At 72.4% G+C, this 12131-nt stretch carries 12 protein-coding genes; 7 read left to right on the top strand and 5 right to left on the bottom strand.

The genetic code is table 11. The annotated features are described in order from the left end of the window. The first annotated feature begins 371 nt into the window (after nucleotides 1-371). Nucleotides 372-959, top strand: coding sequence for a hypothetical protein (locus tag KXC42_RS12955; RefSeq protein ID WP_033098325.1), 588 nt, complete (start codon nucleotides 372-374; stop codon nucleotides 957-959). A gap of 24 nt (nucleotides 960-983) precedes the next feature. Here KXC42_RS12955 and KXC42_RS12950 read toward each other — a convergent pair whose 3' ends face one another. Further along, nucleotides 984-1325: a hypothetical protein gene (locus KXC42_RS12950; protein ID WP_006554803.1), complete on the bottom strand. Its 342-nt coding sequence runs from the start codon at nucleotides 1323-1325 to the stop codon at nucleotides 984-986. Between the two features lie 232 nt (nucleotides 1326-1557). Between KXC42_RS12950 and KXC42_RS12945 the strand changes: the two genes are divergently transcribed. From KXC42_RS12945 to KXC42_RS12925, 5 genes are all read left to right on the top strand, one after another. After that, nucleotides 1558-1896 carry an RNA polymerase-binding protein RbpA gene (locus tag KXC42_RS12945; protein WP_006554802.1) on the top strand — a complete coding sequence of 113 codons (339 nt, stop codon included), beginning with the start codon at nucleotides 1558-1560 and terminating at the stop codon, nucleotides 1894-1896. Between the two features lie 259 nt (nucleotides 1897-2155). Beyond that, nucleotides 2156-2533 carry a chorismate mutase gene (locus tag KXC42_RS12940; RefSeq protein ID WP_219129117.1) on the top strand — a complete coding sequence of 126 codons (378 nt, stop codon included), beginning with the start codon at nucleotides 2156-2158 and terminating at the stop codon, nucleotides 2531-2533. Nucleotides 2534-2541: 8 nt separating this feature from the next. After that, complete coding sequence (gene pabB / locus KXC42_RS12935; protein ID WP_039586455.1) at nucleotides 2542-4713, top strand: aminodeoxychorismate synthase component I; 2172 nt, start codon at nucleotides 2542-2544, stop codon at nucleotides 4711-4713. Next, nucleotides 4710-5624, top strand: a complete 915-nt coding sequence (locus KXC42_RS12930; protein WP_033098292.1) for a prephenate dehydrogenase — start codon at nucleotides 4710-4712, stop codon at nucleotides 5622-5624. The genes pabB and KXC42_RS12930 overlap by 4 nt, the downstream gene beginning before the upstream one ends. Beyond that, entirely contained in the window at nucleotides 5621-6616 is a 996-nt protein-coding gene (locus KXC42_RS12925; protein WP_219129116.1) for a diiron oxygenase, read from the top strand. Before KXC42_RS12930 ends, KXC42_RS12925 begins: the two co-directional genes overlap by 4 nt. Nucleotides 6617-6684: 68 nt before the next feature. On the opposite strand, the gene KXC42_RS12920 is transcribed toward KXC42_RS12925, so the two are convergent. The 4 genes from KXC42_RS12920 to KXC42_RS12905 are packed head-to-tail and all read right to left on the bottom strand — an operon-like array spanning nucleotide 6685 to nucleotide 11257. Continuing rightward, a complete protein-coding gene (locus tag KXC42_RS12920) occupies nucleotides 6685-7461 on the bottom strand; it encodes a polyprenol monophosphomannose synthase (protein WP_006554797.1) in 777 nt (258 codons plus the stop codon). Next, on the bottom strand, nucleotides 7461-9089 hold the full coding sequence (gene lnt / locus KXC42_RS12915) for an apolipoprotein N-acyltransferase (protein WP_200886518.1): 1629 nt from the start codon (nucleotides 9087-9089) through the stop codon (nucleotides 7461-7463). Before lnt ends, KXC42_RS12920 begins: the two co-directional genes overlap by 1 nt. Further along, nucleotides 9086-10696, bottom strand: coding sequence for an amidohydrolase (locus KXC42_RS12910; RefSeq protein WP_039586453.1), 1611 nt, complete (start codon nucleotides 10694-10696; stop codon nucleotides 9086-9088). Before KXC42_RS12910 ends, lnt begins: the two co-directional genes overlap by 4 nt. Nucleotides 10697-10714: 18 nt before the next feature. After that, nucleotides 10715-11257 (bottom strand): FxsA family protein, encoded by a 543-nt coding sequence (locus KXC42_RS12905; protein ID WP_219129115.1) that lies wholly within the window; start codon nucleotides 11255-11257, stop codon nucleotides 10715-10717. A gap of 105 nt (nucleotides 11258-11362) precedes the next feature. On the opposite strand from KXC42_RS12905, the gene KXC42_RS12900 reads away from it, so the two are divergent. Continuing rightward, a complete protein-coding gene (locus tag KXC42_RS12900; RefSeq protein ID WP_039586459.1) occupies nucleotides 11363-12127 on the top strand; it encodes a TSUP family transporter in 765 nt (254 codons plus the stop codon). Nucleotides 12128-12131: the final 4 nt, after the last annotated feature.

Below are 12131 nucleotides of genomic sequence, written 5' to 3'. Positions count from 1 at the left end.
CGGTACGACCGGATTGCGGCGACGACCGCACCACTACCCGCCGATGCGCCCCGGAGGCCGTGCCCGTGCCGCGACAGGACCGGTACGGAACCGCGAGTGACCTCGGAAATCGTTCCCGTGCAGGGGATCAGTCGCGTTTCGATAACGTTTTCCCGACGGCCGGGAGGAATGCCCTGTTCGTGACCGGAGTGACGAATGAGGTCGGCGTCGAAGCAGGATCGGGCTCGCCGGAAACGCCCCGAAACCGGACAGCTCTCCTTATTCTCGAAGCGGCCGTCACCATCGTGCCCCCGTGCCGCGACCCGTGCGTGATCGGATCGCGACCGGATCGTCTCGTCCCGCCCGCTCGACCCGATTCGAAGGAGCCCGAGATGTTGCGTCGCCGATCCGCCCCGCTCGTCACCGCCCTGCTCGCCGCAGCCCTGCTCGCGGCCCCCGCCCAGGCCGCCGCCGACACCGCCCCGCCGGGGGTGCCGCTCGATCAGCTGCGCGCGGAGGTCGCCGACTCCCCCGAGACCCTCGCCGCGCTCGAGCGGCTCGTCGCCGACTCCGGCTCGGCGGATCCGTTCGCGCCGCCACCGAAGAACATCCCGCAGCCGTTCTCGTCACCCGCACCGACCGTCGGTCCGGGCTGCGGCGGCGGTTTCGTGCCGTTCGCGATGACCACCGCGTGGGTGCATCCCGGCCCGCACGGTCAGGTGCCGTTCGGGTCGATCGAGGTGATCGTCGAACCCACCGCCGGTGCGCCGGTGACCGCCTCGGACCTGAAATTCGTGTGGATCAACATGGAGAACATCCGGGCCGGGGTCGCCACCCTCGACAACAACGGCGGCGGATTGCAGTCCACAGTGATCGACAGCGGTCCCGGCGCGGTGCTCGGCGCCCTGTTCGGCTCGCTGCAGTACGCCAACGGTGCGTTCTGCCAGGTGATCTACACCATGGGTGGCTTCTTCGCCTGAGCCCGCGCTCCCCGATCGGGGCGGTCAACGCAGCCGTTCGGCGTCGCGGGCCAGATCGAGCAGCTCCGCGCACAGGGCGGTCAGCTCGTCGGCCGCGGCGCCCTCGGCGACCGCGGTGGCGACGTCCTCGGCGGCGCAGCGCGCCCGGAACGCGCGGTCGGCGAGTGCCTCGACCTCGCCGGCGGTGAGCACCACCGAATCCTCGGGCAGTCCGGCGCGGCGGGCGCTGCTGCGCTGCTCGTAGGCGCGTTGCCGACACGACTGGCGGCAGTAGCGGCGTCGCCGCCCGGTGCCGATCTCCGGTACCGGGCGCCCGCACCACAGGCACGTGCTCGCTCGGGTGTCACGTCCGGTCACGAGCGTCACTGTACTGCCCACCTGCACCCCCGGCGGGGCGGCGGGAACCCCGGACGCACGGGCCGGTGCGGGCACCGTGCGCGCGGCGGTGCGGCGAGTCGGTAGACTGGTCCCTCGGCTCCTCGGTGGGCCGCGGGAACGGAATCGGCTCCGCAGACGTTGAGCACAGTGGACGTCGAGCCCGGTGTCGATGCCGCACGGCATCGTCACCCGGGCGGAGCACACAAGGAAGGACACCACCATGGCAGATCGTGTACTGCGAGGCAGCCGACTCGGGGCGGTGAGCTACGAAACCGACCGCGACCACGATCTGGCGCCGCGGCGAATCGCGCGCTACCGCTGCGACAACGGCGAGGAATACGACGTGCCGTTCGCGGACGACGCGGAGATCCCCGGCACCTGGATCTGCAAGAACGGCCTCGAGGGCACCCTGGTCGAGGGCGCCGCACCGGAGCCGAAGAAGGTCAAGCCGCCGCGCACCCACTGGGACATGCTGCTCGAGCGTCGCTCCGTCGAGGAACTCGAGGACCTGCTCAAAGAGCGCCTGGACCTGCTCAAGGCCAAGCGCCGCGGCGCCTGACACCCGCGCCGCCGAACACGTACGTGTGCCGCCCCGGACGATCGTCCGGGGCGGCACACGTCGTTACGGACCCCGCAAGCGCAGCCCGACGGGACGGTGGTTCCGCGAATTCGATTGCGGCCCCGCCACGAATCGATCAATCGTCGATATCGGCCGGACGGTGCGTGCAATCATGATCGCACGCCGATCGATCATGATCGGCACGCCCGATCCACGACCTTCGCGCCGGTGCTCCGGCGGGTCGCTTGCAAGGGGGTGAATGTCCGTGACCGACCGTCACCACACTGCGGCGGACGCGCCGCCGACACAGGCCGCCGATTTGGCCGACCTGCGTGCCGAACTCGACGACATCGACCGGACCCTGCTCGACGGGATCCGCGCCCGCCTCGAGGTGTGCGGACGCGTCGCCGAACTCAAGCAACGCCACGGCCTCGACGTGCTGCAACCCGGCCGCATGGAGGTCGTGCACCGCCGCGCCCAGGACTACGCGCACAGGCACGGCCTGTCCGGCGACTTCGTGCGCTCGCTGTACACCCTGCTCATCGACGAGGCATGCCGGGTCGAGGACCGCATCGTCTCCGGCGGCGCCCCCGCGGACCGGGTCGGCTCCGGTCGCCGCGGCGACGGCACGAACTGAGGCCCGTCGTGTCCGCGCCCCGACCGATCCGCACGGTGTTGATCGACAACTACGACTCGTTCACCTACAACCTCTACGACCTGATCACCCGCGTCAACGGCATCCCGCCGCGGGTGCTCACCAACGATCGCAGCTGGGACGAGCTCGTCGCCGAACCGTTCGACAACATCGTCATCTCCCCCGGCCCGGGCCGACCCGACCGGGCCAGGGACTTCGGGATCAGCGCCCGCGCCCTCACCGACGCCGAAGTGCCGCTGCTCGGGGTGTGCCTGGGCCATCAAGGGCTGTGCCAGCTGTTCGGCAGCGCCGTGATCACCGCCCCCGAACCGGTGCACGGCCGCACCAGCCCGATCCTGCACGACGGCACCGGCCTGTTCGCCGGGCTGCCGTCGCCCTTCGAGGCGGTGCGCTACCACTCGCTGATCGCCGACCCCGTCCCCGACGAGCTCGTCGCCACCGCCCACACCCCGGACGGGTTGCTCATGGCCGTCGCGCACCGGCACCGGCCGCTGTGGGGGGTGCAGTTCCATCCCGAATCGATCGGCACCGCCCACGGCGCGCAACTGCTCGCCAACTTCCGCGACGCCACCCCGCCGCGCAGCCCGATCACCGTCACCGCCCCCGTCGATCCGGAACCGGTACCCGAACCGGCTCCGCGCTATCTGCTGGCCAGCCGCCGGCTGCCGCTGCACCCCGACCCGTCCGCGGTGTACGAGGCGCTCTTCGCCGCCGGCCCGCACGGCTTCTGGCTCGACGGCAGCGCCGCGCTGGAGCCGCAGTCGCGGTTCACCGTCCTCGGCAACGGCGCCGGACCCCGCGCCGACTACCTGACCTACCGGGTCGGGGAGGGCATCGTGCGCGAACACCGCGCCGACGGCACCGTCGAGGAACACCGCCGCCCCGTCTTCGACCATCTCACCGCCCGCCTCGCGGAGCGCCGCGCTGCCGCCCGCGACGACCTGCCGTTCGGGTTCGCGCTCGGCTACGTCGGGTATCTCGGCTACGAACTCAAGGCCGACGCCGGCGCGCAACTCGTGCACACCTCCCCCTACGCCGACGCCGCGCTGGTCTTCGCCGACCGGGCGGTGATCGTCGACCACGACGACCGCTGCTGCTATCTGCTCGCCCTGACCGAGGACACCGACGATCCCGAGACCCTTGCCTGGTTCGACGCGACCGCCGCGATCCTGTCGGCGCTGCCCGAACCGGTGACCGACGAGCAGATCCCGGTGCCGCTGATCGGCGCGGACGGTGGCCCGCAACTGCGGCTGCGGCACTCCCCGCAGCGCTATCTCGATCTGATCGCCCAGTGCCAGAACGAGATCCGCAGCGGCGAGACCTACGAGGTGTGTCTGACGAACACCGTCACCGTCGACGGCGGCATCGACCCGCTGAGCACCTATCGGGCGTTGCGCCGCATCAGCCCCACCCCCTACAGTGCGCTGCTCGACTTCCCCGAGGTCGCGGTGCTCAGCGCCTCCCCGGAACGGTTCCTGCGGATCGACGCCGACGGCACCGTCGAATCGAAACCGATCAAGGGCACCCGCCCACGTGGCCGGACCCCCGGCGAGGACGCCGCGTTGCGGGACGAACTGTGGGCCAGCAAAAAGGACCGCTCCGAGAACCTGATGATCGTCGATCTGGTGCGCAACGACCTGTCGCGGGTGTGCGTGCCCGGCTCGGTGCACGTGCCGGCACTGTTCGCGGTGGAAACCTATGCGGCGGTGCATCAGCTGGTGTCCACGGTGCGCGGCACGCTGCGTCCGGACGTCTCGGCGGTGGACTGTGTGCGCGCCGCCTTCCCCGGCGGATCGATGACCGGTGCCCCGAAGCTGCGCACCATGGAGATCATCGACAAGCTCGAGGACGGCCCCCGCGGGGTGTACTCCGGGGCCATCGGATATCTGTCGCCGACCGGCGCCGCCGACCTGTCGGTGGTCATCCGCACCCTCGTCGCCACCGCCCACGAGGTCACCTTCGGGATCGGGGGGGCGATCGTGGCGCTGTCCGATCCGGACGACGAACTCGACGAGACCCTCGTCAAATCCGTGGTGATGCGCCGCTGCCTCGCCGCGGCCCGCGACACCACCCCGACCAACGGAGCCGGGGCGGTCGGCTCCGCGGACCCGGACGATCTCGTCGACGGGCCACCGGTGCTGCCGGGGCGGGCCGGGCCGTGACCACGCCCGGCCGGGTGATCGTCGCCGGCGGATGCGGCGCCGTCGGCGCCTTGCTCACCGCGGCGTTGCGCGAGGCCGGCCGTCAGGTGCTCGTCGTCGACCCGGCCGCCGCCCCGGCTGCACCCGGGATGCTGCGCGCCGATCTGACCGCCCCCGACACCCGCCTCGCCGCGGCACTCGACGGCGCCGACATCGTGGTCCTCGCCGTCCCCGACGTCGTCGCCGGTGCCGCCCTGCCGGTGCTCGCGCGGCTGCTGCCCCCGCACACCCTGCTGGTGGAGACCCTGTCGGTGAAGACCCCGATCGCCGCGGCGCTGCACACCTACCGGCCCGGCGCCCCCACGCTCGGCATCAACCCGATGTTCGCCCCCGATCTCGGATTGCCCGGCCGGCCCGTGGTGGCGGTGCGTCACCACGACGCACCGGTCGTGACCGAGTTCGTCGCGGCGCTGCGCGACTGGGGTGCCACCGTGGTCGAGACCACCGCCGACGAACACGACCGGATCACCGCCGCCGTGCAGGTGCTCACCCACGCCGCGATCCTCGCGTTCGGTATCGCCCTCGACCGGCTCGACGTGCCGGATGCCGCCGCGCGGGTCGCCGCGCCCCCGCACACCGTGCTGCGCGCGCTGCTCGCCCGCGTTTCCGGTGGCACCGCCGAGGTCTACCACGACATCCAGCTCACCAACCCGTACGCCGCCACCGCCCGCCGCGCCCTCGCCGGCGCGGTCGCCGATCTCGACGCCGCCACCGACGCCCTGCCCGACTTCGCGGCGCTGCTCGACCGGGCCCGCGCCGCGCTCGGCGACGGGCAACCCGCCGCCACGCAGCTGTGCGGGCAGCTGTTCGCGGCACTGCCCCGCGATCCGGGCGCGGTCGGCGGTCCGAGCGAGGAAAGGAGCCGGACATGAACGAATCCGACATCCCCGGCCCGCAGCTGCGCGCGCCGGAACTCCCGCAGTACGACCCGTCCGATCCGGCGGAGAGCGCGGTGATCGCCGGGCTGACCCGCTCGTGGCCGCGCCGCGCCGCCGTCAAGAAACCCGAGGTCGACCTCGACGCGCTGTTCGAGGCGGACCGCGCCGACTATCCCGAGCAGATGCTGCCCTTCGCCGAGCATCCGCGTTATCTCGCGCTCGACGAACAACAACAGGCGCGGCTGCGGGCCTGGGCGTGGATCGCCTACAACAAGAGCGTCGTCGACATCGAACAGCACGTCGTCAACCCCGGCTTCGCGTTGATCACCGAGGACGCCTTCGGTATCGGCCCGTCCGACACGGTGGTCACCGGGGTGCTCCAGGCGATGGTCGACGAGCAGTACCACACCCTCATGCACCAGCAGGCCAACGTGCTCACCCGCCGCCGCCGCGGCTGGGCGCTGAAGGAGTCGGTGCTGCCGCCGTGCCCGACCGTGCGCGAGCATCGCGCCGCGGTCGCGCACGCCGAGACCCCGCGGGACGCGGCGCTGGTGCAGCTGGCGTTCACCACCGTCGCAGAGACTTCGATCAGCGCCTATCTGGCGTTGCTCACCACCGACCCGGAGCTGCAACCGGTCAACCGCGCGACGGTGGCGGTGCACCGCCGCGACGAGCTGTGCCACGCCTCCCTCGCGGGTGGGCTGCTCACTGCGGTGCTCACCGAACTCGACGACACCGATCGGGTGCGGCTGCTCGACGCGCTTGGTACCGCGGTCGCGGCGTTCACCGGCGCCGACACCTCCACCTGGGCGGCGATCATCGCGCGCGAGAACATCCCCGGCGGCGACGAGTTGGTCGCCGACACCATCGCCGTGACCGAGGGCCGGCCGGTGGTGCAGGACTGCAGCGCCATCCGCCGGCTGTGCGCGGGACTGGGGCTCGGGGAGGAACTCGACGCCCGCTGGCCGTGGCCGCACAGCGCCTAGCGCCTCGGCCGCGCAGCGCCTAGCGCCGTGGCCGCACAGCGCCTGGTATCCCGGCCGCGCGGGCCGAGTCAGCGACCCAGCAGTGCCCGCAACCGCGCGAGACGACTGCGCAGCCCCCACACGGTGACCCGCACGAGGGCCTCCTGCACGATGTTGCCGTTCATCTTCGACTCGCCGATTTCCCGTTCGGTGAACGTGATGGGCACCTCGGCGACGGTGAATCCGGCCTGCAGGGTGCGCCACGCCAGATCGACCTGGAAGCAGTAGCCGTGCGAGGCGATCGCGTCGAGGTCGAGCTTCTCGAGCACCTCACGGCGGTAGGCACGGTAGCCGCCGGTGATGTCCTGGATCGACACCCCCAGCGCGAGACGCGAGTAGATGTTGCCGCCGCGGGAGAGCACCTCGCGGTGCCACGGCCAGTTCACCACCGTGCCGCCGGGCACGTAACGGGAGCCGAGCACCAGATCAGCGCCGGCGTCGACCTTCTCCAGCAGCAGGTGCAACTGCTCGGGGGCGTGGCTGCCGTCGGCGTCCATCTCCACGAGCACCGTGTAGCCGTGCTCGAGCCCCCACCGGAAACCGGCGATGTAGGCGGCACCGAGACCGTTCTTCTCGGTGCGGTGCAGCACCGCGATGCGCTCGTCGGCGGCGGCGAGGTCGTCGGCGAGGTCACCGGTGCCGTCGGGACTGCCGTCGTCGACGACGAGGACATGGGTGTGCGGCAGCGCAGCGTGCAGCCGCGTGATGATCCGACCGAGGTTCTCCCGCTCGTTGTAGGTCGGAATGATCACCAGGGTGCGGGCGCTGGGTGCGCTGTCGTTCCCGGCCGGCGTCGCCGCTGCCATCAGAGGTCCTCCTTGTCGAACCGGCCACCGGCCGGTGCTCCTGCTGCGCCGGTGCTGGTGCGAGCTGCCGCACCGGCCTTCTCCCGCCGTCCTCGCACCAGGACGAAACCGGCGGCGGCCACGGCCGCGGCGCAGAGCACAAGCTCCGGCGCCACTCCGAGCCGACTAGCCAGCGTAACGTCTGCGCGCACGGGCACCTGCGCCACCAGGGCATCGGGCACGAACAACGGTGTGCTCTGCTGCACCCGACCGGCCGGATCGACGATCGCGCTGACCCCGCTGGTCGCCGCGACGATCACGGCCCGGCCGTGCTCGACGGCCCGCACTCGCGACATCGCCAGCTGCTGATAGGTCATCTCGGTGTCGCCGAAGGTGGCGTTGTTCGTCGGCACCGCCAGCAACTGGGCGCCGGCGTCGATCGAGTCGCGGAACGCCCGGTCGAAGGCCACCTCGTAGCAGGTCGCCACCCCGATGTCGATGCCGCCGGCGGTGACCATGCCGTCGCCGTCGCCGGGCACGAAATGGCCGGCGCGGTCGGCGTACTCGGAGAACAACCGGAAGAACGACCGCCACGGCAGGTACTCGCCGAACGGCTGGATGATCTTCTTGTCGTGCCGCTCCCCCGGACCGGTCTGCGCGTCCCACACGATCACCGAATTGGTGGTGGTCCGGTCGTCGTTGACGAGCACCGCCCCGACGAGGATCGGCGCGTCGATCGCGGCGGACGCGGCGGAGATGTCGCGTGCGGCATCGGCGTTGCGCAGCGGGTCGATATCGGAGGCGTTCTCCGGCCAGATCACCACATCCGGGGCCGGGGCCCGTCCGGCGGCGACGTCCTCGGCGAGGACGAGGGTGCGGGCGACATGATTGTCGAGCACCGCCTTGCGTTGGGCGTTGAAGTCCAGGCCCAGGCGCGGCACACTGCCCTGGATCGCCGCGACCGTCACCGTCGACGACTCGTCGGTGGCGGTGCGCACCAGCGGCCACGCCGCCGCGGCGAGCAGCGGACCGAGCAGCGTCACCGCGACCGGCACCGTCCAGGCCCGCACGGGGCGGGGACGGCGGGAGGCGGTCAGGGCGAGGGCGGCGAGCCCGGCGCCGGTCGCGGCCACGGCGAACGACACCAGCGGGGCGCCGCCGACGACGGCGAGGGAGACGAACCCACCGTCGGGCTGGCCGAACGCCAGCCGACCCCACGGGAACCCACCGAACGGCACGCTCGAGCGCAACCATTCGGTCAGGCTCCACGCCGCCGCGATCCACAACGGCGCGACCGGCAACGACCGCAGGTGCACCACCAGCGCCCCGAACAGGCCGACGAAGACCGCCTCGGCGGCGGCGAGCGCCAACCACGGCAACGGACCGACATAGACGCCGATCCAGGGCAGCAGCGGCACCAGGAAACCGAGGCCGGCGAGATAGCCGTAGCCGAACCCGGCGCGTCGCCGCATCGGTACTGCAGTCGATACACCGACCAGGAGCGCGATCCCGACGGGGGCGAGGAACCACAGCGGCCGCGGCGGGAACGACGCGAACAGCAACACTCCCGCGACGACGGCCAGCAGCGCGCGCAGCGCGACGACACGCACCGCCCGCACGGTGACCGTCGCGAAGGGCCGGCCGGTCACCGCGCGTACACGACCCGGCCGCGGTGCACACTGCGCACCAGCACCGGATCGGCGGTGCCCGGGGCGAGATCCGGCAGCGGCGCCACCCGCGACCGCGGATCCGTCGACCACCGCTGCACCGAATCCTTCGGAGCGCTGACCACCAACTCCCCGACCTCCCAGATCGCATACGACGCCGGCGCCCCCGGATCGAGGGTGCCGGCCAGACCGTCACGCACCCCACCAGCGCGCCACGCCCCGCGGGTCGCAGCGGCGAACGCCGCCCGCGGCGAGATCCCGCTGCCCTCGGTGCGGTGGTGCACCGCCGCCCGCAGCATCGGCCACGGCCGCGGCGCCGTCACCGGCGCATCCGAGCCGAACGCCAACGCCAGCCCGGTCGCTGCCAGCGGCGCGAACGCGTTCAACGCCGCGGCGCGGTCGGCGCCGAGCCGCTGCGCGTACATCCCGTCCGCCCCGCCCCACAAGGCGTCGAAGCTCGGCTGCATGCTCGCGATCACCCCGTACCGCGACAACACCTCCGCCTGCGCGACCGTCAACGACTCGACGTGCTCGAGCCGATGCCCGCGCGCGGCGAGCACCGGTCCCCCGACCTCCGCGGCGACCGCCTCGAAGGCCGCGACCGCGGCGGTGGTCGCCGCGTCACCGATGACGTGGAAACCGGCCTGAATGCCCGCCGAGGTGCACGCGCGCACGTGCGCGGTCAGCTCGTCCTCGGTCAGATAGCGGGTGCCGCAGCAGTCCGGCAGATCGTCGTACGGGCGGGCCAGCGCGGCGGTGTGCGAACCGATCGACCCGTCGACGAACAGATCCCCGCCCAGGGCATCGGCGCCGGTCTCGGCGAGCAGCTCCGCGGCTTCCTCGCCGGTGCGCACCGCCTGACCCCAGTAGCCGCGCACCTGCACCGGATGGTCGGTGCCGAGCAGTTCGGTGAAGTCGTCGAGCCCGGAGATGTCGGGGCCGGCGCATTCGTGCACCGCGACGTAACCGTGCGCGGCGAAATCGTCGAGGGCCGCCAGGCGGGCGCGGGCACGCTGCGCGGCGGTCAGCCCGCGGCGGGCGGCGCCGCGCACCGCATGATGCGCCGCGGCGGTCAGCGGCTGCTGCGGATCGAAGCCGGCCAGCTCGTCGAGGGGTTCGGCGACGGCCCGCAACGCGCTCGACGCCGCCGCCGAATGCGCATCGATCCGGCCGAGATAGACGAGCCGGGCCGGGGCGGCGGCATCGAGGTCGGCGGTGGTCGGTGGCGTCGGGTCGGGCCAGCGGGTCTCGTCCCAGCCGTGCCCCCAGATCACCGCGTCGTCGTGCGCATCGGCGTGCGCGCGGACCCGGCGCAATGCGTCGTCGCGGTCGACGGCATCGGTCAGATCCAGCCCGGTCAACGCCAGGCCGTGGCTGGTGGTGTGCACGTGGGTGTCGACGAAACCGGGGGCGACGAACGCGCCGTGCAGGTCGACGATCTCGGCGTCCGGGTGCAGGGCGCGGCCGGGCCGGTCCTGCCCGACCCACACGACCGTGCCGTCGGTGACGGCCATCGCGGTGGCATCGGGGGCGCTGGCGCTGTAGATGCGGCCGCCGACGAGAAGCTGGGTGTGCGGTGCAGGGCTCACGAGTGCCCAGTCTGCCCGTTACCGCTCCTCGCGGCGGCGCGGGGTCTCCACGATCTCCCCTTCGAGCACGGTGCCACGGTCGTCGACCTGCTCGGTCACGGCCGCACCACCGGTCAGGTGCGGGGCACCACCGACGACACTGTGATCGACGACCTGCCCGTCGACCACCACCAGCCGCTGCGCGGAGAACCCGGTGACGCGGGCCCGCCGCGCGACCAGCGTGCGCACCGCCGGACGCAGCGCGGCGCGGGACGGCAGCAACAGCAGCACCCCGAGCACGGTGCTGACGATGCCGGGAATCAGCACCAGGGCCGCGCCGGCGCCGACGAGCGCGCCGTCGGTGAGCACCCGCTCCGGGGAATTCGCGTGCGGCGCCCGGCCACCGCGCAGCTCACCGAGGTTGCGCAGCGCGCGGCGACCCAGGGCGGCGAGCACGAGATAACCGGCGGCGCTGACACCGAGGAAGATCAACACGGTGGCCAGGGCTCCGAGGGTGGAGCCGAGCCAGGCCAGCACCGCGATCTCCGCCACGACGTAGAGCACGAACAACAACGGGTACACGGCGGGACTTCCTTCCGTCGGCGGTTTCTGTCCGGTCAACGAACGGGCCACCGGTTTTGCTCCCGCACCCGACCCGCGGATGCGGCGCGTGATCGAATGGCCGCCATGACTGCAGGTGACTGGGCGTTGCTGATGACCGCCGCGACAGCCGCCGGCTGGGTGGACGCGGTGGTCGGCGGCGGCGGGCTGATCCTGCTGCCCGCCCTGTTCCTCGTCGCCCCGCAATTGACGCCACAGGCGGCGCTGGCGACGAACAAGCTCACCGCGATCTGCGGGACCGGCGCGGCGGTGCTGACCTTCGCGCGGCGCATCCCGCTGCGCTGGTCGCTGCTCGGCCCCGCCGCCCTGGTCGCCGCGCTGGCCGCGGCGGCGGGGGCGGCGGCGGTCTCGCTCATCGACCGGGAGGTGTTCATCCCGATCGTGATGGTCGTGCTCGTCGCGGTGGCGGTGTTCGTCACCGCCCGCCCGAAACTCGGCACCGGCAACACCCGCCGCCCGTCCACGCTGCGGCTGGCCACCGTCGTGGTCACGGCCGCGGCGGTGATCGGCTTCTACGACGGGATCCTCGGGCCCGGCACCGGCACCTTCTTCATCATCGTGTTCGCGGCGATGCTCGGCAGCGAGTTCGTCACCTCGGCGGCGATGGCGAAGGTGCTCAACTTCGGCTCGAATCTCGGGGCGCTGGTCCTGTTCGCCGTCGGCGGGCACGTGTGGTGGGCGCTCGGGGCGGCGCTGGCGGTGTGCAATGTCGCCGGCTCGGTGCTCGGCTCCCGGATGGCGCTCGCCCGCGGCGCCGGGTTCGTGCGGGTGGTGTTGCTGGTCGTGGTGATCGCCATGGTGATCCGGCTCGGCATCGAACAGTTCGGCTGAACCA

The sequence above is a fragment of the Rhodococcus sp. LW-XY12 genome (assembly GCF_019317345.1).
Taxonomy (GTDB): domain Bacteria; phylum Actinomycetota; class Actinomycetes; order Mycobacteriales; family Mycobacteriaceae; genus Rhodococcus; species Rhodococcus pyridinivorans.
This window is presented reverse-complemented; position numbering and strand designations above follow the sequence as displayed.